Annotated in this window: 22 protein-coding genes and 1 pseudogene; all 23 read right to left on the reverse strand. The window is 65.8% G+C overall.

Annotated features, from left to right (window positions below; translation table 11 throughout):
- Positions 1–28 precede the first annotated feature (28 nt).
- Positions 29–1,006 carry a hypothetical protein gene (locus J2X15_RS03020; protein WP_310339381.1) on the reverse strand — a complete coding sequence of 326 codons (978 nt, stop codon included), beginning with the start codon at positions 1,004–1,006 and terminating at the stop codon, positions 29–31.
- 26 nt (positions 1,007–1,032) lie between these two features.
- Positions 1,033–2,526 (reverse strand): cobyric acid synthase, encoded by a 1,494-nt coding sequence (locus J2X15_RS03025; RefSeq protein ID WP_310339383.1) that lies wholly within the window; start codon positions 2,524–2,526, stop codon positions 1,033–1,035.
- Positions 2,523–3,326 carry an alpha/beta fold hydrolase gene (locus J2X15_RS03030; RefSeq protein ID WP_310339384.1) on the reverse strand — a complete coding sequence of 268 codons (804 nt, stop codon included), beginning with the start codon at positions 3,324–3,326 and terminating at the stop codon, positions 2,523–2,525. The genes J2X15_RS03025 and J2X15_RS03030 overlap by 4 nt, the downstream gene beginning before the upstream one ends.
- A gap of 9 nt (positions 3,327–3,335) precedes the next feature.
- On the reverse strand, positions 3,336–4,310 hold the full coding sequence (locus J2X15_RS03035) for an aminotransferase class I/II-fold pyridoxal phosphate-dependent enzyme (RefSeq protein WP_310339385.1): 975 nt from the start codon (positions 4,308–4,310) through the stop codon (positions 3,336–3,338).
- Complete coding sequence (gene cbiB / locus J2X15_RS03040; protein WP_310339386.1) at positions 4,307–5,275, reverse strand: adenosylcobinamide-phosphate synthase CbiB; 969 nt, start codon at positions 5,273–5,275, stop codon at positions 4,307–4,309. The genes J2X15_RS03035 and cbiB overlap by 4 nt, the downstream gene beginning before the upstream one ends.
- Positions 5,272–5,982: a 5,6-dimethylbenzimidazole synthase gene (gene bluB / locus J2X15_RS03045; RefSeq protein WP_310339387.1), complete on the reverse strand. Its 711-nt coding sequence runs from the start codon at positions 5,980–5,982 to the stop codon at positions 5,272–5,274. Before bluB ends, cbiB begins: the two co-directional genes overlap by 4 nt.
- 28 nt (positions 5,983–6,010) lie before the next feature.
- The gene (gene cobA / locus J2X15_RS03050; RefSeq protein ID WP_310339388.1) at positions 6,011–6,742 is read right to left on the reverse strand and encodes a uroporphyrinogen-III C-methyltransferase; all 732 of its coding nucleotides are present in this window, start codon (positions 6,740–6,742) and stop codon (positions 6,011–6,013) included.
- Between the two features lie 5 nt (positions 6,743–6,747).
- Positions 6,748–7,581 (reverse strand): CbtA family protein, encoded by an 834-nt coding sequence (locus tag J2X15_RS03055; RefSeq protein ID WP_310339389.1) that lies wholly within the window; start codon positions 7,579–7,581, stop codon positions 6,748–6,750.
- A gap of 25 nt (positions 7,582–7,606) precedes the next feature.
- The gene (locus J2X15_RS03060; RefSeq protein ID WP_310339391.1) at positions 7,607–7,798 is read right to left on the reverse strand and encodes a CbtB domain-containing protein; all 192 of its coding nucleotides are present in this window, start codon (positions 7,796–7,798) and stop codon (positions 7,607–7,609) included.
- A 50-nt stretch (positions 7,799–7,848) separates the two neighbouring features.
- On the reverse strand, positions 7,849–8,253 hold the full coding sequence (locus J2X15_RS03065) for a DUF1636 family protein (RefSeq protein ID WP_310339393.1): 405 nt from the start codon (positions 8,251–8,253) through the stop codon (positions 7,849–7,851).
- A gap of 14 nt (positions 8,254–8,267) precedes the next feature.
- The gene (locus tag J2X15_RS03070; protein ID WP_310339394.1) at positions 8,268–8,960 is read right to left on the reverse strand and encodes a vWA domain-containing protein; all 693 of its coding nucleotides are present in this window, start codon (positions 8,958–8,960) and stop codon (positions 8,268–8,270) included.
- Positions 8,939–10,003, reverse strand: a complete 1,065-nt coding sequence (locus J2X15_RS03075) for a magnesium chelatase ATPase subunit I (protein ID WP_310339395.1) — start codon at positions 10,001–10,003, stop codon at positions 8,939–8,941. Before J2X15_RS03075 ends, J2X15_RS03070 begins: the two co-directional genes overlap by 22 nt.
- 8 nt (positions 10,004–10,011) lie before the next feature.
- Positions 10,012–13,830: a cobaltochelatase subunit CobN gene (gene cobN / locus J2X15_RS03080; RefSeq protein WP_310339397.1), complete on the reverse strand. Its 3,819-nt coding sequence runs from the start codon at positions 13,828–13,830 to the stop codon at positions 10,012–10,014.
- Between the two features lie 24 nt (positions 13,831–13,854).
- Positions 13,855–14,916 carry a cobalamin biosynthesis protein CobW gene (gene cobW, locus J2X15_RS03085; RefSeq protein WP_310339398.1) on the reverse strand — a complete coding sequence of 354 codons (1,062 nt, stop codon included), beginning with the start codon at positions 14,914–14,916 and terminating at the stop codon, positions 13,855–13,857.
- A gap of 22 nt (positions 14,917–14,938) precedes the next feature.
- The gene (locus J2X15_RS03090) at positions 14,939–15,787 is read right to left on the reverse strand and encodes an ABC transporter substrate-binding protein (protein ID WP_310339399.1); all 849 of its coding nucleotides are present in this window, start codon (positions 15,785–15,787) and stop codon (positions 14,939–14,941) included.
- Position 15,788: 1 nt separating this feature from the next.
- On the reverse strand, positions 15,789–16,358 hold the full coding sequence (gene cobO / locus J2X15_RS03095) for a cob(I)yrinic acid a,c-diamide adenosyltransferase (protein WP_310339699.1): 570 nt from the start codon (positions 16,356–16,358) through the stop codon (positions 15,789–15,791).
- A gap of 24 nt (positions 16,359–16,382) precedes the next feature.
- Positions 16,383–17,159: pseudogene (locus tag J2X15_RS03100) on the reverse strand (ABC transporter ATP-binding protein); the annotation flags it as partial.
- Positions 17,160–17,167: 8 nt separating this feature from the next.
- Positions 17,168–18,247 carry a FecCD family ABC transporter permease gene (locus tag J2X15_RS03105; protein ID WP_310339401.1) on the reverse strand — a complete coding sequence of 360 codons (1,080 nt, stop codon included), beginning with the start codon at positions 18,245–18,247 and terminating at the stop codon, positions 17,168–17,170.
- A complete protein-coding gene (locus tag J2X15_RS03110; RefSeq protein ID WP_310339701.1) occupies positions 18,244–19,089 on the reverse strand; it encodes an ABC transporter substrate-binding protein in 846 nt (281 codons plus the stop codon). The genes J2X15_RS03105 and J2X15_RS03110 overlap by 4 nt, the downstream gene beginning before the upstream one ends.
- Positions 19,090–19,244: 155 nt before the next feature.
- Complete coding sequence (gene cobU, locus J2X15_RS03115) at positions 19,245–19,820, reverse strand: bifunctional adenosylcobinamide kinase/adenosylcobinamide-phosphate guanylyltransferase (RefSeq protein WP_310339403.1); 576 nt, start codon at positions 19,818–19,820, stop codon at positions 19,245–19,247.
- Positions 19,821–19,825: 5 nt separating this feature from the next.
- A complete protein-coding gene (locus J2X15_RS03120; RefSeq protein WP_310339405.1) occupies positions 19,826–20,674 on the reverse strand; it encodes an ABC transporter substrate-binding protein in 849 nt (282 codons plus the stop codon).
- Positions 20,671–22,095, reverse strand: coding sequence for a cobyrinic acid a,c-diamide synthase CobB (locus J2X15_RS03125; protein ID WP_310339406.1), 1,425 nt, complete (start codon positions 22,093–22,095; stop codon positions 20,671–20,673). Before J2X15_RS03125 ends, J2X15_RS03120 begins: the two co-directional genes overlap by 4 nt.
- Before the next feature lie 5 nt (positions 22,096–22,100).
- On the reverse strand, positions 22,101–23,828 hold the full coding sequence (locus tag J2X15_RS03130; protein ID WP_310339407.1) for a TonB-dependent receptor domain-containing protein: 1,728 nt from the start codon (positions 23,826–23,828) through the stop codon (positions 22,101–22,103).
- Between the last annotated feature and the right edge of the window lie 130 nt (positions 23,829–23,958).

Here is a 23,958-nt window from a genome sequence, read left to right on the forward strand (position 1 = left end):
AAAGAAAGATGGGAAAGGGACTTTGAATTCAGGGGCCTGCATTCAGGCGGTTTTGTATGTCAGCATCGCTCACCCCCGCCAGGCACCAGGCAGCGACCCGCTGGGCCTCCGGGGCGGTTCTGTGGTGCATAGCATCTTTGGCCTCTGCCGTGAGCAGGGTGGCTGGAATGCCGACGCTGAGCAACCTTTGCTGGAACTCCTGTTGCGATTCAAAAGCGACTGAACGGTCCCGCGGATCGCCCAGCACAAAGATGCGCCGCCGGCTATCCGGCAGCACACCGTTGACGTGGTCAATCGGGTCGTACACATCACTCAGTAGCTGGCCGGTTTGGTCCAATCCACGCAGCGCTTCTTTGCTGGCCAACAGGCGAGCGCGTGTTTTCATGCTGACCGCGCCACTGCCCACCACCGCACAGTCCGTATCGGTGCGCCCGAGGGTCAAGGCGGCGCCCACCAGGCCACCACCGCCACTCAATCCGGTGAGCAGGATGCGGTGGTAGCCGTAGCGCTCTTTGATGGTGGTAATGGCCGCATTGACTAGATACGCCTCCATGGGCAAGCGGCGCTCGCGCACGTGGCTCATGCCCGTGCTGCCATACACGCCCGGCCGGGCGATGCGAATCACCGGCAAACCAATGTCTTTGGCGGTTCGGTCCGCTTGGGCAATCTGGGCTTTGTAACTACCCGTCTTTTCATAAACCTCACGATTTTGGTCTGGGTGGTCTTCCAGACCCATCACGTCGCCGTGGATAAAGAACACCGCCGTCTGGGCGCCTTGGGCTTTGGCGCTGGGGAAGTAGCGAATACAGCCCTGGGCTGAACGATCCACCTTGCGCCCCAGGAAACCCGCCTCCACCCACCGAGGAGCCACCCACACGGCATGGGGGAGCGCAAGGCATTCAACCTGGCTGATGGTCTTGGGGCGCAATACGTCATCAAACAAAAACACCTCGTTGTCGCTTTGGGCCAGGCACGCCCCACCCGCCAGAGCCCACAGCAGTGCCATGCCCCATCTCAACGTGTGTAGAACAGTCACGAAGTCTCCACCAACAAATCCTGCAACACACCTTCAGAAAAGTGCGCTGCGATGTAGTCCGCCAGCCCGTCAAACACGGTCTCCAGCGTGGGCACGGTGCCGCCCAGTTGCGCGCCAAACAGCGCTTGCAACACGGCGGCGTCTTCAAACAGGCCGTGCAGGTACAGACCCAGCACATTGCCTTTGGCGTTGCACCAGCCCAGCCCGTCGGGCAGCACCGCATGGGCCACGTCACCCGCTGCGGCCATGGCGGCGTGTTGCTGGGTCTGACCATGGTGGATTTCGTAGCCTCCCACGGGAGCGTCAGCCAGCGCGGCCCAGCGGCCGGGGATGTTGGACGCGAATCGGGTGCTTGTATGGCGCACGGTCTTGTCTTGCGCAAACACCGTCACCAGCGGCAGCAGCCCCAGGCCCGGCGCATTGCCATCAATGCCATGCGGGTCAATCAGCGCCTCGCCCAACATTTGCAGCCCACCACACACGCCCAGTACCGCCCCACCCTGCTCCGCATGTCGCGCAATCGCCGCATCCAGCCCTTGCGAACGCAGCCAGGCCAGGTCGCCACTGGTGTGCTTGGAGCCCGGCAGAATGATCCAGTCCGAAGACGTGAGCCCGGCCAGCTCCGAAGGGCTGCGCACCCACTGCAAACGCAGCCCCGGAATGTTCTTCAGCGGCTGAAACTCGTCCAGGTTGCTGATACGTGGATAGGCCACCACCGCCACCGTCAGATTCACCGCGCCCTTGACCACACTGCGGTCGTCAAACACGCCGTCTTCCTCCGGCAGGCCGTGCTGCCACCACATGGGCAAGGTGGCCACCGTGGGAATGCCGGTCAGCTCCTGCAGCATCTGCGGTGCCGGAGCCAACAGCGTGGCATCGCCACGGAACTTGTTGAGCACAAAACCCTTGATGAGGCCACGCTGGTCTTCGGGCAACAGCGCCCAGGTGCCATAGAGATGGGCAAACGCGCCGCCGCGGTCAATATCCGTCACCAGCAGGCAGGCCGCATCGCCATGCTGGGCCACGCGCATGTTCACCACGTCGCTGGCGGCCAGATTGATCTCGGCGGGAGAACCCGCGCCCTCGATCACCACCACATCGTTCGCGGCCCGCAGCGCATCCAGCGCCGCGGCGATCTGCGGCCAGACCTTGAGGCTGCGGCCGCGCCAGGGCATGGCGCTCAACTCCTCATTCACCTGCCCCATGAGCACCACCTGGCTGTGCGTGTCGCGCTCGGGTTTCAACAACAGCGGGTTCATGCGTACATCGGGCACGGCGTTGGCGGCCAGGGCCTGGAAGTACTGGGCGCTGCCGATTTCACCCTGGCCGTTTTCAGAGGCAACCACTCTTGCGTTGTTACTCATGTTCTGCGCCTTGAAAGGCGCAACTTTCAGCCCCTGGCGCGCGTAGTAGCGGCACAGCGCAGTGGTCAGCCAGCTTTTGCCGGCTCCGCTGGTGGTGCCCAGCACCATGATGCATTTGGCGGTCATGGAAGTGCGCGAATCCATTGCAGCACCTGGGCTGCAGCCACATCGGGCGTGCCCATATGGTCGGCGTCTACCGCCAGGTATTGCCTGGCCGGATGCGCCGGTGCCTTGCTGTAGGCGTAGTCGGGCCCCATGGCGGACAGCGGGTCTTGGGCGCCTACCACCCACAGCAGGGGCACCGGCTGTTTGAAGCGCGCAGCCGTGGCCGGCATATAGCCCAGGCCCTGCGGGTCAAAGTAGCTCAGCAGCACGTCCGCACGCATGCGCACCATGCGTGTCTTTCCCTGGTTGAGATCTTCCATGTCCAGGGTTTCTGCACCCTTGCCTTCGGCCACCCAGACCCGCGCCTGGTCCACCGCCGCCTTGCCAATGCCGCGCCGGTAGATGACCTCGGGCGCATGGCCCGGTGCGAGCGCAATCAGGCCATCCACATCGCCCACCTCTGCCATGTACGCCAGCACACCATTGGCGCCCAGGCTGTGCCCCGCAAGCAGCACCCGGGTGTATCCCTTGCCACGCAGGGCGCGAACCTCTGCGGCCATCTCCTGCAGGGCTACAGCGTACGGCTGGTCGTAGTTGCGCCGGCGCGACCAGGGCATCTCAAGCAATTTGGTATCGCACACCGGCTCCAGCTGTCGGCCCAAACCCGCCAGGTTACCGGGCTGCCCCCATTTGCCATGTATGAGCAGCACCGCGCACGGTTTGCCTTGCGCACTGGCGGGCAGCGAGAGGTTGCACAGTCCCAACAGTACGAGCCATACGGCAATGGCATAGACCCTGGTGCGAAAAAAGACGGTTGGCATGGTCGGCTCCTAGCGGTTCAAGATGCTGAGCAAATGGTCTTGCGCGGCCGGCGGCAACACACCCAGCCGCACCCAACCCGGCAACCCGAACGAGGTGGCGTCGCGCAGCTTGATGCCTTGCGCGCGCAGCGTGGCACACAGGGCCACGGTGTCCACATCCAAAGGCGGGCGGGCACAGAAAAATGGGGTGTCGCTGGCCTGCAAGATCCAGCCTGCGGCGTGCAACAGACTGGTCTGGCGCTGCTTCCAGGCAGCCAGCGTTTGCAGGCTGGCCTGCAACCAGGCTTGGGTGTCGGCTTGCGTCCAGGCCATGAGCAAGGCGACTCCATGCGCACCCAGCACCCACGAAGGCGCCAGGAATTCCAACTGCTGCACCGCCGCTTGCGCCTCCAGTGGCGCGATGGCATAGGCGGCACGCACGCCGGTCAGGCCCAACGCCTTGTTGGGCGAAAACAGCTGCCAGAGCTGCTGGCGCTGGCTGGCGCCCAGGCTGGGTTGCCCCTCCAGGCGCAGCGGCGCATAGGCGCTGTCCAGCACCACGGTGCCGCGCAAACTGGCCAGCGCCGGGCTGTGCGCCTGCCCCAGTGGGCTGGACGGCTCACAGGCCCAGACCAATGTGGCGGCATTCGCATCGGCCACCACCGGCAGGCTCCAGGCCTGCGCCGCATGCGCGTAGTCGCCATAGGCGTGTGTGGGCAGGCAGACGCTGCGCGCGCCTTGCCGCACGGCCCAGGCCGTGATGCGAAAAATGAACTCGCTGGCGCTGCCCGCCAAGGCGATTCGCCAGGCCTCCACACCGTGGAAAGCAGCCAGCGCGGCGCGCACGGCGGTGTAGCCCGCGTCGGGGTAGCGCGTGGCGTCGGCCGCCTGCACCGCGGCCAGCGCTTGCGGGCAGGGGCCGCAGGCGTTGCTGTTGGTGGAAAAGTCATACAGCGGCGCCCCCAAGGCGTCTGGCCCACCGTGGATACGGGGAACCTGGTTCATCGCACCGCCCCCACCACTATCAAAACCATAGCTGCAAGCGCAATAACGACGAGGGCTAGAAGTGATTTTGATGCATAAACGAGGGCAAAAGCAGTATCCTCCGCACCCGCCGCCCTGCCCTGCGCATTGAGTACATAAACGCCAGGTTTGCGCAGCGCCACGCCCAGGTTCAGCGCCATGGCCGCCATGGGCCAGCCGCTGTTGGGCGATGGGGTTTGCCGCGCCTCGGCCCGCAGGCGGCGCGCCAGCACGGCGCCGCGCACGCCGGCCGCCAGCAGCAACAGCGCGGCGGTCATGCGGGCGGGAAGCCAACTCAAAATATCGTCCGCCCGCGCCGCCCATTTGCCGGCCCACTGCCAGTTGGCACCTTGGTAGACACTGGGGTAGCCCCACATGGCGTCGGCCGTGTTGGCAAAGCGGTACAGCGCTGCGCCCGGCAGGCCCAGCAGCACAAACCAGAAAATGGGCGCCACCACGGAGTCGTTGAGGTTCTCGGCCAGCGTCTCGATGGCGCTTTCGCGCACCTGCGTGTCGCTGAGCTGGGCCACATCGCGGCTCACCAGCCAGCGCAGGCGTTCGCGCCCGGCCTGCAGCGATTCGGCCAGCGCAGCCTCCACCGCGCGCACCTCGCTCTGCAGCATGGCCCAGGCCAGCAATGGCTTGAGCAGCAGGCCCAGCAACAGCCCCTGCCCCCACCACGGCAAGCTGTGCAGGGCCCATTGCAACGCAGCAGCTGCTCCTGAAACCATAGCTGCCCCCGCAGACCAGACGAGGGCTGCGAGCCAAAATGCCTTGTAATCGGCCACGCCGGGCTGCTGCCGGGTGTGGCGCTGCAGCCAGCGGCCCACGGCGCCCAGGTAGTTGCCCATCCACACCACCGGGTGCAGGCGCACAGGCGGCTCGCCCCACCAGCGGTCTACCGCCAACGCGACCAAAATGGCTACATTGATTGCCAGGAGGCTCATGGCGTGTGCACCGTGGACGTGCCACTTGGGGCGCCAGCTTCCGACCCCAAGGCCTGGCCCCAAGCGTTTTCAAACAGCAGGTCATCCAAGGCACAGCGCTTCGCCCAACGCTCCTTTTGCAGCATGGGCTCTTCGTAAAAGGCATGTACAGGTCCGATGCACAGCAGCGCGATAGGCTCGGCGCCCGCCGGCATGTGCAGAAGTGCGGCGACCGCAGACGGGTCAAACAGGGACACCCATCCCACACCCAATCCCTCAGCACGGGCGGCCAGCCAGAGGTTTTGGATGGCGCACGCGGCCGACGCCAGGTCCATCTGCGGCAAGGTGCGGCGCCCGAATACATGGGCCTCCCGGCCATCGGCCAGCGCCACAGCCCACAGCTCGGCGGCATCGCGCATGCCCTCCACCTTCAGGCGCATGAACGCATCTTGGCGTTCTCCCAGGGCTTGGGCGGTTTTCACGCGTTCCTGCTCGACCAAGGCATGCAAATCCGCGCGCACAGCGGCATCTGAAATACGCACAAACCGCCATGGCTGCATGAAACCCACGCTGGGCGCGTGGTGCGCCGCCGTCAGCAGCCGCCGCATCACCTCAGGCGCCACGGATCCACCGGCAAAGTGACGCATATCACGCCGCTCGAAAATGGCCCGATACACCGCCTTGCATTCGGGCTCGGAAAAACCCGAGGCAGCGGCATCGGAGGGCATGGGCGTTACCGCCATAGGTGGCGAGCCCTCAATCTGCACGGTAGTCCGGGCTCAGTTGCACCGTCTCGCCAATGATCAGCAAGCCGGGCTGCGGGCCATAGGCTGGCGCACGTGCCACCAGGTTGCGCAGGCTGGTGGCAATCACCGTTTGCGTGGGGCGCGTGCCATCGCGCACGATGGCCGCGGGCGTGTCGGGCGACAGGCCGTGGCTGATGAGCTGCTCGGCGATCTGCGCCAGCCGCTGCACGCCCATGTAGAACACGCGCGTTTGCCCTGGGCGTGCCAAAGCCGCCCAGTCGTGCGTGGCGTCGTCATCGGCCAGGTGGCCGGGCAGGAACACACAGCTGCCGGCCAGGTCGCGGTGCGTGAGCGGAATACCCGCCGCGGCCGAGCAACCGCTGGCCGCTGTCACGCCCGGCACCACCTCAAACGCAATGCCCGCAGCCTGCAGCGCCTGCACTTCTTCGCCCCCGCGGCCAAACACATAGGGGTCACCGCCTTTGAGACGCACCACGCGCTGGCCCTGGCGCGCGTGCGCCACCAGCAGGTCGTGGATACCCTCTTGCGGCACCGCGTGGTTGCCAAGCGCCTTGCCCACGTAGACGCGCTGCGCTGCAGGAGGAATTAGCGCCAGCACCTCGGGCGAGATCAACCGGTCGTGCACCACCACTTCGGCCTGTTGCAGCCGGTCCAGCGCGCGCAGCGTCATCAGGTCGGCCGGGCCGGGGCCTGCACCGACGATGGAAACAAAACCCGTCACACCGCTCACTGCGAGGCTTGCACCGCGCCCGCAGCGGGCGCATCCGCACGCGGCAACACCGCCAGCAAGGCCGGACGCACCCAGCGCTGGAAGGCCAGGCCGCCCACCAGACCCAGGCTGGCCCAGAACGACAGCGCCACCCAGGTGGTCGCCCAGATGAACTGCACACCCAGCTGCTCCAGCGCGGCATGGGCCTCAGGCCCAAAACCGGCCAGGGGGTCGCCCTGCAGCTTGGGTGCACCCACCACAAACGGGAGTGCCAGCAATGCAACCGCCACCAGCCAGCGCCAGGATGCGCGGGCAAAGCCGGCCACCGCGCAAGCACCTGCTGCGCTGCCTACTGCCAGCACCCACCACACCTGGCGGGCCTGCAAGGGCGCGGCTTCCATGCCGGGCACTTCGGCGTGCAAGCCCAGCGATGGCCAGAGGTGAAAGCTCAGGAAACCCGCAGCCGTGACCACGCTGGCAAGGCGCAACGATGGCACGGCGGCGCCGCGCTGGTACAGCCACACACCCATCACCGCGAACGCCAACAGCGTCATGCTGAGAGCGTGCAGGATGTTGGCCACCCAGGTCCAGCCGATGCGCTCGGCACCGTTCTCGGGTTCCCATTCCTTGGCTGCGCCGTGCTCGTGGTCATGCGCTGCCACGCCTTCGGCGTGCGTATGGGTCGCTGTTGCGGCGTCGGCCACAGGTGCCGCAGGTTCGGCCTTTTGCTCTTCATAGACCTCGGCCGCCAAAATCAGCGGCGCGGCCTGCCAGCGTTGCACGCCGGTTTGCACACTGCCCACCACCACGGCGGTGGCCAGCGCCGCCCAGATCAGTCGTTGAAAAATCATGGGGTTCTCCCGGTAAAAGGCCAGGTCAGTGGCAGGGTTTGACGGTGATGTGGCGCACATCGTGCGCAGCGTTGTGCGCCAGCGGGCTCTCGGCAAAGGCCACGCCATAGAGCACGACCAAGCCCAGTGCGGCGGCACCCAGCAGAGGGCGCAGCACGGCCAGGCCGGGATTGTGGGTAGCAGCGGGGGTGTGGGTCAACGTTGTCGGTTCAGTCATAGCAATCTCCTTGGGGTGGGTAAAAAATCAAACGTAATGGATTTGCACGGTCATGTCGAGCCGGGGCCGCTCTGACCTAGGGGGGGCAATCGGGCAAGGATACCGCTGCGCAGACGCTCCGGCCGCGCGTTGCGGGCCAGATTGCCGTCGGCACTCTGCAAGTGCTGCTGCGCACAGACAATGACCTGCGACGCAGTCTCGGTATCAGAAGTCAGGTCGCCAAAGTAGTAGGTGTATTTGCCGTGGGCCTGCAGGGTTACGGTGCAGGCACGGGCGCAACCGCTCATGCAGGCCAGGCCGCGCACCTGCAGGCCCTTGTGTTCGCCAGTGTCCAGCTCGCACTCCAGCAGCGCGTCTTGCACGGCTTCGAACAGGGCCAGGCCCGCGGCCGGCAACTCGCGCGAGGCGCCGGGCGGGCGGCAGGTGGTGCAAACAATGATTTCGGTGTCAGACATCGGTAACTTGTGTTTCAGAAAGTGGGGGCCAGGTGGTGCTCGGCACCCCAGCGCGTGGCCCAGGCAGCGCAGCGGCCCAGGGTCTTCTTCGGATCGTCAAAGTCGACAATGACCAGGTGCTGCGGCGTCAGCGGCGCCTGCGGCTGCTCCAGCGTGCGGCCATCGGTCAGCAGCCACAGCCAGCATTCGGTGGGGCCACTGATTCTTAGTGTGCGCTGCAGCAGGCGGTCGGCCTGCACCAATGCCTCAGCCAGTGGCGTGCCACCACCACCACCCACGGGGCGCAGGCGTTGGCTGCCCGAGGCACGCGCGCGACCCGGCGGAAGCAATAGTTCCACGCCCTGCCCGCCAAAACGCAGCAGCGCCACATCGTCGCCCTGGCGTGCCGCCTGTTCAATCATGAACGCGGCATGGCCTTTGGCCAAAGCGAGGCGGCCACGCTGGCGCATGGAGCCTGAGGTATCGAGCAGGATGCAATGCAAGCGGCCAGCGCGCAGCGCAACCGGCTGGTGGCGCAGGTGCGTGCGCTGCAGCGGCGCCGGGCCTTTGGCCACCACGGTAGGCAGCCAAGCAATGGCACTGCTGCGCTGTCGGGCGCCAGGCGCTGCAGTAGTTGCAAAAGAGGTTTGGGGTGGAGGCCACCGCCAGCTGCCAGGCCCGTTGCGCGGGCGGCGGCTGGGGCGGCCTAGGCTTTTTTTGGCGGCCACCCGGCGATTTTTTGGACCTTGGCGGTGCCTTCTGGCTGGGCGGGCAAAGCGCCCCAATCGCCTTGCGGAGCAGATGCGGCGAGTAGGTCTTTACGCGGCTCGGGGTTTTGTTTCGGTTGCTGTGGTGCAGCGGAGTTGTTCGGCGCTTGTGCCGCACTGCCCTCGGGTCGACGATGCGCCAGTGCAAGTTCAGCCACGGCGTCTACATCGGCCGTTGCGATTTCGTCACGACCTTCCAGCGCGGCCAGCGCACGGGCCGCCCGCAGCATCACCAAGTCAGCGCGCATGCCATCCACACCGGCAGCAATGGCGCAGGCCGCCGCGTGATTCAACACTTCGTCCGACCATGTCAGGCGCGGCAATACAGCGCGGGCTGCCACCAGCGCAGCGCTCAAGGCGCGTTGATCTTCTGCATGTTGTTCGCCCAGCGCGTCGGGGTTTTCATCAAAGCCCAGCCGCGCACGCAGGATGGCGGTGCGCTGTGCGGCATCTACGGGGTTGGCCAGCGCCACCGACAGGCCAAAGCGGTCCAGCAGCTGCGGGCGCAGCTCGCCCTCCTCCGGGTTCATGGTGCCCACCAGCACAAAACGCGCGGCATGTTGCTGCGATATCCCATCACGTTCCACCGTGTTCACCCCGCTGGCGGCCACGTCCAGCAGTGCATCCACCAGCGCATCGGGCAGCAGGTTGACTTCGTCCACATAGAGCACGCCGCCATGCGCACGCGCTACCAGACCCGGAGCCAAACGCACCTGGCCGTCGCGCAGCACGTCTTCCACATTCAGCGTGCCCACCAATTGCTCCAGGCTGGCGGCCAGCGGCAGCGTCACAAACGGCGCACCGGGCAGCAGCGCGGCCAGGGCACGCGCGGCCGTGGACTTGGCGGTGCCACGCGGGCCGCTGATGAGTACCCCGCCAATGCTGGGGTCGATGGCGGCAAGCTGCAGTGCGCGCTGCAGTTGCGGCTGGCCTACCAGCGCGGTGAAGGGAAACGCCGCACGCGTGGCGGGTTCCAGGGGAATGTTCTGTGCAGAAGTGTTCATGGTCGCGCTCATGGCAGGGGTCCTTCTCCGTGTTCTTCCAGGCGGCGCTCCAGCGCCAGCAAATGGTCTTCAATGCGTTCGCGCTGGTCGCCCGGCGCCTCCCACAGGCCACGCTGCATGGCCTCCAGCAGGCGCTCGCCAATGCTGCGCAGCGCACCGGGGTTGTGCTGCTGCAAAAAGGCGCGGTTCGTGTCGTCGTGCAAATAGGCGTCGGCCACCAGCGCGTACTGGTGGTCACCCACTACACCCGTCGTTGCGTCAAACGCAAACAGGTAGTCCACCGTGGCGGCCATCTCGAACGCGCCCTTGTAGCCATGGCGGCGCACGCCCTCCAGCCACTTGGGGTTGACGGCGCGCGAACGCACCACGCGCGCCACCTCTTCACCCAGCGTGCGGATGCGCGGCGCACCGGGCACGCTGAAGTCGCCGTGGTACAGCGCAGCCGCCTCGCCGGTCAGGGCTTCGACGGCCACGGCCATGCCGCCCTGGAACTGGTAGTAGTCGTCCGAGTCGAGCACGTCGTGCTCGCGGTTGTCCTGGTTGTGCAGCACTGCGTCCAGCCCGGCGATGCGCTGCTCAAAGCTGCCGAGCGCGGCCACACCATGCTCGCCCTGGCCATAGGCAAAGGCCCCGGCGCGCAGATAGGCCTGGGCCAGATCGTTGCCATCAGTCCAGCGGCCGCTGGCCATCAGCTCTTGCAGGCCGGCGCCGTAGCCGCCGGGACGTGGGCCAAAAACGCGCCAGGTGGCTTCGCGCTCGGCCGCCTCGGCACTCAGGCCCTTCGCCTGCGCATCCACCGCCTCGCGCCGCACACGGGCGCGGATGGGGTTCACCTCGTCGGGCTCGTCTTCCTCGCTGATCGCGGCGACGGTGCGCACGGCGGTGTCAAACAGGTCAATCACATTGGGGAAGGCATCGCGGAAGAAGCCCGACACGCGCAGCGTCACATCCACGCGCGGCCGACCCTTCAGGCTCATGGGCAGCACCTCGATATCCACCACCCGGCTGCTGCCATCGGCCCACTTGGGCCGCACGCCCAAGAGCGCAAACGCCTGGGCAATGTCTTCGCCGCCCGTGCGCATGGTGCTGGTGCCCCAGACCGACAGACCCACCTGGCCCGGCATGCTGCCGTGGTCTTGCAGGTGCCGCTCAATCACACGCTCGGCCGCCGCCGCACCCATGGCATAGGCGGTTTGCGTAGGCACGGCGCGCGTGTCCACCGAATAGAAGTTGCGGCCTGTGGGCAGCACATCGGGACGGCCGCGGGATGGTGCGCCACTGGGGCCGGCGGGAACGAACTTGCCCGATAGGCCGCGCAGGCATTGCAGAATTTCTTGCGGGCCGCAGGCGTCCAGCCGTGGGCGCAGCACGGCGTGCATGCGTTGCAAGACCGGTGCGGTGTGGGGCCAGGCCGCGGCATCGAATGCTCGCTCGTTCACCACATGGTCTAAGACCAGTTGACGCGCCAACAGCTCCAGCCGCTCCCGCGTGTGGCCCGCATGGCGCCATGCTTCGGCACTCACGCCCTGCAACACGGCGGGGAATGGGCCATTCCAGGGCGCAGCCCATTCCGGGCTCAGCGCGCTAAAGCCCTCTACACCGTCCAAGAGCAGGTCTTTCGCCAAAGCCACCAGTAGGCTGCGCTGCCCGGGCGCCGTGCCACCCGGAAAACGCACCAGCGCCACCAGCGTATCAATCTGCTGGCGGCCTTGCGGGGATGTGCCCAAGATGTGAAGGCCATCGCGGATTTGCGATTCCTTGATCTCACAGAGGTAGGCGTCCAAGCGCTGCAGCAGCGCCTCGCGGCCCGCGTCATCAGCGGGCTTGGCAAAGCCCAGGTCGGTGTGCAGGTTCTCCGTCAACACGCGGTCCAGAATGTCGCCGCGCAGGCGCTGGGCACGGCGCGGGTCCAGGGACAGGGCCTCGTAGTACTCGTCCATCTGCCGCTCCAGCTTCTGCAGCGGGCCGTAGGTCTCGGCACGGGTCAGGGCCGGCATCAGGTGGTCGATGATGACGGCCTGGGTGCGGCGCTTGGCCTGGCTGCCCTCGCCGGGGTCATTGACGATAAAGGGGTACAGATGCGGCAGCGGGCCGAGGATGGCGTCGGGCCAGCAGTTGGCGCCCAGCGCCACGCTTTTGCCGGGTAGCCATTCCAGGTTGCCATGTTTGCCCACGTGCACCACCGCATCCACAGCAAACTGGCGGCGCAGCCAGAAATAGAAGGCCAGGTAGTTGTGCGTGGGCACGAGGTCGGCATCGTGGTAGGTCGCTACCAGATCCAGATCGCGCCCGCGTGCGGGCTGGTTGCCCACAAAGACATTGCCGTAGCGATGGCCCGACACCATGAAGCGGCCGCTGCGCACCATGGGGTCTTGCTCCGGGGTGCCCCACAGCGCGTTCACCGCATCGCGGCTGGCGGCGTCCAGGCGGTTGAAGTCGTGCAGGTAGTCGGCCATGGCCAGGCTCTGGCTGGCGGGCCGCATGTCGTTGGCATCCAGGTTGTTGGTCACGCCAGCCACTAGCGCCGCCATCAACGCGTCGCTGCCTTCGGGCAAGGCGCCGGTGGCGTAACCCGCGCCCTGCATGGCGTGCAGCAGGGCCACGGTGGAGGCCGGTGTGTCCAGGCCCACGCCGTTGGCCAGACGGGAATCGTCGTTGGGGTAGTTGGCCAGGACCAGCGCCACACGTTTGTCCGCATTCGGCTTGTCACGCAACACGCACCAGCGGCGCGCCAGCTCGGCCACAAAGGCCATGCGTTCGGGCTCGGGCTGGTAACGCACCACGTCTACCTCGGTACGCTCGTCGCGCCAGGCCAGACCCTTGAAACTGATAGCACGCGTGCCAATGCGACCGTCCACCTCAGGCAGCACCACCTGCATGGCCAGATCGCGCGGCGCCAGGCCATGCGGGTCGGCCTGCCACTGCTCTTGCGCGCAGCCAGCGGTGATGAGTTGCAGCACCGGCGCATCGCCGGCCAGCGGTTCCATCTGCGCGCCATCCACGCTGTCCACGTCATCACCATCGAGTGCGGTGATCGCAAAGCTGGTGGCGTTCAGCACCACACCCACGCCGTGCAGCGCGGCCAGGGACTGCAACAGAGACAAGCTGGTGGGGTTCTTGAGCGAGTCCACGGCCACGGCCACGCTGTTCAGGCCTTGGTCGTGCAGCGCGGCCAGCATGGCGTCAAACACCGCCGTGTTACCCGCCTGCACATGGGCACGGTAGAACACCAGCAGCGCGGCGGGGGCTCCGTCAAGCCAGGCTTGGGGCGCAGGCGGCTGGTAAACCATGGCCGGTGGCAGCGCAGCAGGCGGTGCAGGCCGAACCCCCAAGCCAAACGCGCTGTGACCTATCAATTCAAAAAAGTTACGGGCGTTGTCGCGGCCGCCTTCGCGCAGGCTGCGCCAGAGTTGGCGGCAGTCCTCCTGCGGGGCGGTGCTGCGCAGCAGCAGCTGCAGGTCTTCACTCGCGTCGCCCGAGAACAGGGCCAGCCACTGGCCGCGTTCGCGTGCCAGTTCGCGCACACGCTCCACCACGTAGGCCCAGTCGCTGGCCGCACCCAGGTGGTCGATCACCACCACGCGCGCATGCTGCAGCACCTCGTCCACATACATATCCGCCGACGCGGGCTGGCGCAGCCACATCAGGTTGGCCAGGCGCACCGTGGGAAAACCTTCGGGCAACGTACCCACTGCATCGGCCAGCAGCGACAACGTGGTGTCGGCCGCACTCAGCACCACGATGTCGCCCGGCGTTTGCGCCACGCGCACCACGCCCTGGCCACCGTCTTCAACGTGGCCGCCGGGGCGGGTGGAGAGCAAATGCATGGAGTCTTTCTTTCTGTCAGTGTCTTAAGCTGCGACGGGTGCTGCCAGCGCTTCGCTCAGTTCAGCTTGCAAGACTGCCGCATTGAGTTCAGAGCCAATCAGCACCAGGCGCGATTTGCGCGCTTCGTCCGCACGCCAGGGGCGGTCGAAGTAGCTGTCAAACCGTGTGCCCACACCCTGCACCACCAGCCGCATGGCCACGCCGGGCAAGGCCACAAAGCCCTTGGCGCGGTAAATCTCATGGCGCGCCACCACACCCTGCAGCGCGGCCAGCAGGCCTTCGCGGCTGGTCACATCCAGCGTCACCTGCACCGAGTCAAAGGCGTCGTGGTCGTGGTCTTCTTCCTCGTCGTGGTGGGTCTTGCGCTGGTCGATCTGGTCTTCCACCGCGCGCTCCAGGCCCAGCAACACACCCATGTCGATGCGGCCATGCTGCGCATGCACCAGCTTCACGCCGGGCAGCGTCTCGGCACGGATAGCGGCTTCCACACCCACCAATTCTTCGGCCGTCAAACCATCCGTCTTGTGCACGATCACCAGGTCGGCCGTGGCCAACTGGTCTTCAAATAACTCGTGCAACGGGGAGTCATGGTCCAGGTTGTCGTCGGCACGGCGCTGGGCGTCCACGGCCACGGGGTCGTCGGCAAAGTCGCCTGCCGCTACCGCAGGCGCGTCCACCACGGTTACCACGGCGTCCACGGTAAAGGTGTTGCGCAGCGCGGGCCACTGAAAAGCCTGTACCAGCGGCTTGGGCAACGCCAGACCCGAGGTCTCGATGATCAGGTGGTCAATCTGGTCGCGGCGCTTGGCCAACTGCTCCATCACGGGCGCAAACTCTTCCTGCACGGTGCAGCACAGGCAGCCGTTGGCCAACTCATACAGCTGGCCGTTTTCTTCGCCGTTCTCGTCGCAGCCAATGCCGCAGCCGCGCAGCAGTTCGCCGTCGATGCCCAGTTCGCCAAACTCGTTGACGATGACGGCAATGCGGCGGCCTTGCGCGTTGGCCAGCAGGTGGCGCAACAGCGTGGTCTTGCCGCTGCCCAGGAAGCCGGTGACGATAGTGGCGGGAATTTTTCGGGTTTGCATTCGAGGGTCCTTCAAGAAAGATTTAACGGGGCGGCAGTGCCTTGAGACACTCCACCAGCATCTGCGCGGCCTCGCCCAGGCGCGGGCCGGGGCGGGACAGCAGGTCCATACGTTCGGTGTCCAGCAGGCACAGCTGCTGCTGGCGCACGGCCGGCAACGCGCTCCAACCGGGGCGGTCTGCCAGGTTGGCCAGTGTGGCACGCGGCCCGATAATCAGGTCCGGCGGGCGGCGCAGCAACGCCTCGGGGTTGATCTTGGGGAACAGGCCCAGCTCGCCGCTCACCACATTGACCAAGCCCAGTCGGGCCACAGTCTCGCCAATAAAACTCTTGTCGCTGGCGGCAGAGGCCCCTGCCCCCACTTCCACATAGACACTGCGCCCCCGCAAGGCAGCGGGCATGCGGCTTGCAGCGGCGTCCAATTCGCCGTCGATGCGGGCAATCAGCTCAGTGGCGCGGGCGGGTTCGCCCAGCGTCTCACCCAGTTTGACCAGCATGCGTTTCAAATCGGCATGGGTGCGCGCATCCAGCATCATCACGGGCACACCCAGCGCCTGCAGGCGCTCGCCCGCACGGCTGCGCGGCCCCAGCAACACGAGGTTGGGCCGCAGCGTCACGATGCGCTCTATCTGCGCGTCTTCCAGCCCCCCCACCTTGGGCAGCGCCAGTACGGATGTGGGCCAGGTGGAGTGACGGTCGGTCCCCACCAGTTGCGCGCAGTGGCCCAGCGCGCACACGGCTTCTGTCAGTGAAGGCGACAGCGTGACGATGCGCGACACAGGCTGTGCGGTCTGCGCCATGGCTACACCCGCGAACAGGCCGAGGGCCAGCCCCAGACCTCGCAACACGCATCGGAATACCTGAAGGTTCATGTCAATCTTCAATGCCACGTTGCGCAGGCACACCCGCTTTGAAATGGTGCTTCACCAGCGTCATCTCTGTCACCGTGTCCGCCAGGTCCACCAGCTCTCCCGGCGCGTTGCGGCCGGTCAACACCACATGCACATGCGCTGGGCGCTCGCGCAGGCAGGTGAGGATGGTCTCCAGTGGAATCCAGCCGTAGCGCAGCGGGTACATGATTTCGTCCAGCACCACCATGAAATGTTCACCCGCGCGAATCGTGGCCTCGGCCTTGGCCCAGCCGTCCAGCGCCAACTGGGCCGAGTGGTCAAGGTCCTTGCTCTTCCAGCTGAAGCCGTCGCCCAGGCCTTCGATGGGGATGCCCAACTGCTCAAACAGGCGGTGCTCGCCAAAGCGCGCCGTGGGCACCTTCATGAACTGGTAGACCTTGACGGCCTTGCCGCGGCCATGCGCGCGCAGGGCCAGGCCAAAGGCGGCCGTACTCTTGCCCTTGCCATGGCCGGTGTTGACGAGGATCAGGCCGCGGCGTTCGGCCGTGGGGACGACGCGTTCGTAGTCGACCGGTGGAGTTTCAATTTGCATGGGAGCCCTCTTGGGAGGTTGGGTAACTTTGGGCAGCGCAATCCACTGCCCCTGGACGGGGTGAACGGCAATGCGTCCGTCGAATACATCTTCCATGGCGCGGTGCGTGGCCAGATCGGAGCAGGCGCCTTGGTGGGTCACGCGGCCTGCGGCCATGACCACCATAGTGTCGGCCTGCAGCGCCATGGTGATCTCATGCAACACGCTGACCACGGTTTTGCCCTCGGCCACCAGCGCGCGCACCACATCCAGCCAGTCGGCCTGGTGCGGCGGGTCCAGGTTGGCCAGGGGCTCGTCCATCAGCAGCACCTGGGCCTGCACGGCCAGGGCGCGGGCCAGCAGCACGCGCTGGCGCTCTCCGCCAGACAACTGGCCCAACGCACGCTGGCGCCAGTCCCAGGCGCGGGTGGCGCGCAACGCGCTTTCGACCGCCGCATGGTCGGCCACATTGGGCGGCGCCAGCCAGGCTTGGTGCGGCAAGCGGCCCAGCATGGCCACGTCCCACACCGTCAAATCGTCGGCCGAGGTTTCGTTCTGGCCCAGCCAAGCCAACTGGCGGGCACGCTCACGGTGCGGCAGGCTGTGCAGCGGTTGGCCCAACAAACTGACGCTGCCACTGTGCGGCAACACGCCAGCCAGGCATTTGAGCAAGGTGGACTTGCCGGCGCCGTTAGGGCCCACGATGCTGGTCCACTTTCCGGCTGTGATGTCCAGACTGATGCCATGCAGGATGGCTTGCTTTTGCAAGCCATTTCCGAGGCTAGCCCCTATGGAATCTGCGCGGATAGCTATGGTTTTAATAGCACCTGTCATGCTGCACGCCCTCCGCCCAGGCTGCTGCTGCGGTGCATCAGCCACAGCAAGTAGCCGCCACCCAGCACCGCGGTGAGCATGCCCACGGGCAGCTCCTGCGGCGCAATCAGTCCGCGTGCCAGCGTGTCCGCCGCCATTAGCAACACGCCGCCCATCAGGCTGGACAGCAACATCAGGTGCGCATGCGTGGTCTTCACCACCGAGCGCACCAGGTGCGGCGCTGCCAGGCCCACAAACGCAATCAATCCGGTTTGCGCCACCGCCGTACCGGTAGCCAGCGCCAATACAGCCACCAGCGCCGCGCGCATGGGCGCCACGGGCAGGCCCAGGCTGATGGCCGTGGCGTCGCCCAAACTCAGACCATCGAGCACACGCGCCAGCAGCCAGGCCGCCAGCACACACACGCCCCACACGCTGACCATGAGCACACAGGATGTCCAACCCACAAAGGCGGTGGAACCCAGCATGAAGGCCTGCATAGCTTGCAGCGATTCGGGCGAGAACAGCAGCACCAAATGTGTCATGGCACCCAGCACAACGCCCACCACCACGCCCGCCAGCAGCAGGCGCAGCGTGTGGCCCACACCGCGCGACAGCACCAGCGTGAGCATCACGGCAAACACAGCGCCCAGAAACGCCGCACCGGTCAGCCCCAGACGCACCCACAGGCTGCTGGAGAACACGCTGACCGCCACGCCTCCGCTCATCATGCTGCCACCCAACATGCCCGCACCGCCACCGAGCGCTGCCAAGGCCAGCGCGACACCCAGGGAAGCGCCTGAGGCGCTGCCGAGCAGATAAGGATCAGCCAACGGATTGCGAAACAAGCCCTGCGCCACGGCACCGGCCAGGCCCAGCAAGGCGCCAGCCGCCCAGGCACCCAGCGTGCGCGGCAGGCGGATCTGCCAGACGATTTGCTGCGCCATGGCGGTTTGCTGCGGGTCCTGTGTGGGGTTCAGCAATGGGCCAATCAGGTTCTCCAGCCCGGCACTGCCCACGCAGATACCCAGCGCCACCAGCGCCAGGGCGCCCAGTACGCCAGCCCACACCAGCCAGAAAACGCGCGTGGACATCATGGTTTGGCTCCCGGGGCTTTTGTGCTCAGGCACTTGGCCATCAGGCGGGCGCCTTCCGCCATGCGCGGGCCGGGGCGCACCAGCATGTCGGCCTCGTCAGGCGGGAAAATGCAGACCCGTTGCTCACGCAGCGCACGAATGCTTTGCCAGCCCGGCCGCGCGGCCAGGCCATCGGCACTGCGCTGGCCGATCATGATGAGGTCGGGGTTGGCACGCACGATGTACTCAGGGTTGAGCTTAGGGAAGGGGCCGAGGTTGGCAGGGACGATGTTTTTGGCGCCCAGACGTGCAAGCGTTTCGCCGATGAAGGACGACTCGCCCGCCGCATAGGGGCCCTGGTTCACTTCAAAGTAGACCTTCACGTTGCGCACGCTGGCTGGCAGTGACTGGGCCGCGGCCGAGACGCCCGCGTCGATCGCGCGCCAGATGCGCGCCGCGTCTGGCACCTCCAGCAACTGGCCCAGCTTGAGCATCACGCGCTGAACATCGGCATGGCGTTTGGGCTCCATCGCCAGCACCTGGATGCCCAGCGCTTGCAGCCGCTCGCCCGCGCGCGACGAGGTGGCCATCAGCACCACATCGGGCTTGAGGGCGACGATCATCTCGATGTTGGGGTCCAGCCCGCCCCCCACCTGCGGCAGCTTTTGCACGCTGGCCGGGAAGTTGGAATAGCGATCCACCCCAACCAGGCGATGGCACTGGCCGAGTTCGCACACGGTTTCGGTGAGCGAAGGTAAGAGGCTCACGATGCGCTGGGGTGCGGCTGGCAATGTGACGGTGACGCCGCGGTCGTCGGTGATCTGCAGGGCGTGGGCTGCACCACTGAACACGCAGACAAACATGATCAGCCATTGGGCCAGGCGGTGAAGCGCCACTGCGTTTTGCTCCGTGTCCCCCGCCCGCTTTGCGGGCTCCTCCTTGACCTGCGCAAAACGCAGTGGCGCTTCGCCGCTTCGCAGGGTGAGGAACCTGATAAAAATGCCGAAGCCTTGGTGCGTCATGCTGCGTCCTTCAAGGTCAGCGGCAGGCCGGCGGCCATCAGCGTCACGCGCTGGCAGGTGGCGGCCACGTCCTGGTTCAATTTGCCCAGCGCATCCACAAAGGCGCGCACCTCACGCCCCATGGGGATCACGCCCAGGCCGATCTCGTTGCCCACCAGCACCACGGGGCCTGGGGCTTGGGAAATTGCTATCAAAAGAGGAGCTTCTACCGCACTATTTACGGGGGTTAGAGACCTATTTTTCTCAGAATCCGCAGGCATCAACCGGTTGGTGAGCCACAGCGTGAGGCAATCCACCACCACCAAGGTGTCGGGCTGGCTGTGCTTTTGAATTGCCTCAGCCAGCGCCAACGGCTCTTCCACGGTTGCCATGCCAGGCACACGCTCTGCGCGATCGGCCTGATGCCGCGCAATGCGCTGGCGCATTTCGTCATCCCAAGGCTGGGCGGTGGCAATCAGCACGGCGCGGTGGCCCAATCGTTGGTCCAACCACTGGCGCGCCAGCAACTCGGCACGGCGCGACTTGCCACTTTTCTGGCCACCCAGAATCAGCTCGCTTTTGGCTATCGTCATCGTGTTCACGGCGTGAAAGCTCCTGCAAGGTCGGCGTCCATCCACTGCAAGATGATCCGGTGCATCCTGGCCACGCCATCGGTCAACGCGGCGGGGCCGGGCTGCAGGATGTCGGGCGACTTGATTTCAAACAGCTGGTTATGGCGCACGGCATTCACGACACCCCAACCTTCCCGCACCACCACGTTCTCGGGCCGGAATTTCTTGCCACACCAGGAGCCCAGAATGATGTCGGGGTTGCGTCGAACGATCTCGCCACCGTCCGCAATGATGCGGTTCTTGCCCAACGATTCCGCCGCCAGCTCCGGGAAACAATCGTCGCCCCCGGCGATGCCGATTAGCTCCGACACCCAGCGGATCGCGCTGATGTGGGGGGTGTCCCATTCTTCAAAAAACACCTTGGGGCGGCGCGCACCGGCCGCCAATTTGAGTGCCACAGCCGCCTGCATGGCACGCAAATCGGCCTGCATCTGCGCAATGCGCTGCGCGCCCTGCTCCGCCTCACCCACCATGGCGGCCAACTGAAACAGCATGGAGAAAATCTCGGCCACGCTGCGCTGGTTGAAGATGGTGACCTGCACGCCGCGCTTGACCAAATCCGCCGCAATGTCGGCCTGCAGATCAGAGAAACCCAGCACGCAGTCGGGCTGCAGTTCCATGATCTTGTCGAGCTTGGCGCTCAAAAAGGCGCTGACACGCGGCTTCTCATCGCGCGCACGCTTGGGCCGCACGGTGTAGCCCGAGATGCCCACAATGCGCGCCTCCTGGCCGAGCAGGTACAGCCACTCGGTGGTCTCTTCGGTCAGGCAGACGATGCGCTGCGGACCGGGCTGGAAATGCAGCAGGTCCGTCATGCAGCCACCTCCACCGGCGCGGCAAACAGCTCCACCACCGCGTCGGGGCAGGATGGGAACCAGGCATGGAAGTAACTGGCCCGCACGGAGCCCACTTGCCACACAGCTTCACCGGCATCGTCAGACGGCTCCATGTTCGGGCGCGAGGTACGAACGGTGGCCTGCAGCGGCGTGGCCGTGGTCGAATAATGGAAGGTGTGACCACGCAAGGTGCCGCTTTCCAGCGCCAACTGCTGCGGCCCCAGGCCAGCCAGCAACTTCTGCATGCTCACCTCGCCGGGCAACACGCCCCATTGCGCATGGCGCTGGCCGTCCAGCGTAACCAGCGTGTCAAACAGCGCCATCATGCCGCCGCACTCGGCCCAAACGGGTTTGCCGGCCGCCACGTGTGCCGCCAGGCTGCCGCGCAATGCGGTGTTGGCCGCAATCGTCTCGGCATGCAGCTCCGGGTAGCCACCCGGAATCCACAGCCCATCACACACGGGCAGCGCTGCGTCGGCCAGCGGCGAGAAAAACACCAGCTCGGCCCCCAGCGCGCGCAGCGTGTCGAGATTGGCCGCGTAGATAAAACAGAAGGCAGCGTCGCGTGCAACCGCAACCGTCCTGCCACGCAACGCTGGAAGGCTTGGTGGCCGTGCGTTCTGCGGAGGTAAAGGAGGAGCCCGCAAAGCGGGCGGGGGACACGCAGCAGAACGTGCGGCCACCAAGCCTTCATCCCCAGCAGCAGGCGCAGCAAATTCGACAGACCACCGCTGAAGATCGTCTAAGGTCATCTGCCCCAGAGGCGTAGCAGCCAACGCATCCGCCGCCACATCCAGCCGCTCCATCGCATCCACCACTTCAGTCGCCACCGTCAGTCCCAGGTGGCGCTTGGGCAGGGCCAAGTTCGCATTGCGCAGCACCGCACCCAACCACTGGTCTTCTGCCACACTGGCCTGCAACATGCCCGCATGGCGCGCATTGGCCACGCGGTTGGCCAACACGCCAGCCCACGGCATGTCGGCGCGGTAGTGCTGCAAACCAAACGCCAGTGCGCCAAAAGTGCCCACCATGCCAGACGCATCCACCACCGCCAGCACCGGCAAGCCAAAGCGCTGCGCCAGGTCGGCCGCGCTGGGTTCCCCATCAAACAAACCCATCACACCTTCCACGATGATCAGATCGGCCTCCAAGGCGGCCGCATGCAGGCGCGCGCGGCAATCGGCCTCACCGGTCATCCACAGGTCCATCTGGTAGACCGGCGCGCCGCTGGCCAGCGCATGCCAGCAGGGGTCCAGAAAATCCGGCCCGCACTTGAACACCCGCACCCGCCGTCCCTGGCGCGTGTGCAGGCGTGCCAGCGCCGACGTGACCGTTGTCTTGCCCTGCCCGGAGGCGGGCGCGGCGATCAGGATGGCAGGACAAGAAGCCTTGGTGTGCATAGGTCTCAGGGCGCCCACTTCAGGCCCACATACAGGGTGCGGCCTGCGGTGGCATAGGTGTCAGCGAGTTGGTACTTGGTATCCGTCACATTGTCCATCCTCAGCAGCAGCGACCACTCGCGCGACACGGCCCGCTGGGCCGACAGGTTCAGCAGCACATAGCCCGGCAGCACGGTGGTATTGGCAACATCGTCAAAGCGCATGGACGACAACTGCAGCTCTCCGCCCAATGACCAGCTTTGCACACGGGTGTCCAGCCCCACCACGGCATGGTGCGTAGCGCGGCGTGGCAAGAGTTTGCCGCTCACGCTATCGCGCGGGTCTTGCAGGTCCAGAGAACCCCACAGCCGACCCAGATCCAGCGCACGCTGTGCACTGAATCCCACGCCCTGGTACTGGGCCTGGGCCGTGTTGGAATAGCAGCCCGTGGCCGGTACCGGGCAACCCGCAGCCGTCGCACCCGACAGAAAGCTCAGCAGGTTGGTCAGCGTGTTGCGGTACACCACCACGCCAAAGGCGTTGGCGCCCTCGGTGTAGTGCACGCCCAGCTCCACATTGCGGCCAGACTCGGGTACCAAGGTAGACACGCCGTATTTGCTGAACCGCTGGTACAGCGTGGGCACCCGGAACGAGGTGGCCGTGCTGGCCGACACACGCCACTGCGGCGTGACGGCGTAGGCATAGGCGGCTGACGTCGTGGTCTGGCCACCAAACTCGCTGTCATTGTCATTGCGGGCGCTGAACTGGAAGGTGTGCACCTCACCCGACCAGGCGTAGCCCACGCCGGCCCCCGCCTGGGACTTACCCTTGTCAATGCGCGGCGTGCCCGAGAGTTGGAAGGCATCGTTGCGCTGTTCCAACGTGGCGCTGAAGATTTGCGGGCCCATGCGGTATTCGTTGAACCACAGAGCGCTATCAATCTGCGTGCGGTTGTTGGAGTCCGCAGGCAGGTCGCGCCCCTGGTCCAGGCCCTGACTCAGGCTCACTTTGGTCGCATAGCGCTCGGTCCACTGCGAACTCCATTGCAGGCTTTGCGTGGAGTTGCTGTTGATGCTGCGGTAGTCCTTGGTCAGGCCACCGTCGTACTGAGCGTCCATGCGGCTTTGCAGTGCGGTCAGCTCCAGGCGCTGGTCCGGGCTGAACTGCAGGCCCAGGCGCACGTTGCCGCTGTTGCTGAGGTAGCCATCCGAATCCGGGTTCTGGGTGCTGACAGTCCGGATATTGAAGCCGTCACTGGTCGCACCGGAGATGCCAAAGGAATAGTCCAGCATGCCCGAGCCACCACGGGCTGCGAAGTCCAAGGTTTGCGTATTGTTGCTACCGTAGCCCAGTGCAAGCGAAGGGGTAAAACGGCCCTCCCCTTTTTTGGTGAATATCTGGATGACTCCGGCCACCGCGTCAGACCCATAGACCGCACTGGTGGGGCCGCGCACGATTTCAATGTGGTCGATTTGCGAGAGCGGGATGGTGTTCCAGTTGGCCCCACCGCTCACGTTTTGCGAATCCAGTCGCACACCGTCCACCAGCACGGCGGTGTGTTTGCTTTCCCCACCACGTACAAACACCGAGGTGGCATTGCCTACCCCGCCAGTGCGGACAATTTCCAGCCCGGGCACGCGAGCCAGCACGTCGGCCAGGCCGACCGGGCCAGCACGCTCCAGCGTTGCACGGTCAATGATGGTGACATCCGCCACCACATCGCCCACCGGCCGCGCCAAGCGCGTCGCGGTCACAACCACCTCCTCGAGGGGCACGGACGACTCGACCTGCGCGCTGGCAGCAGAGCACGCCCATAGGGCGAACAGGAGCGCCGAACATCGCACTCCAGAAATACACCATGTCATGAAAGCAAAACCCGAACAG

This window comes from Rhodoferax saidenbachensis, assembly GCF_031457975.1.
Taxonomy (GTDB): Bacteria; Pseudomonadota; Gammaproteobacteria; order Burkholderiales; family Burkholderiaceae_C; genus Allorhodoferax; species Allorhodoferax saidenbachensis_A.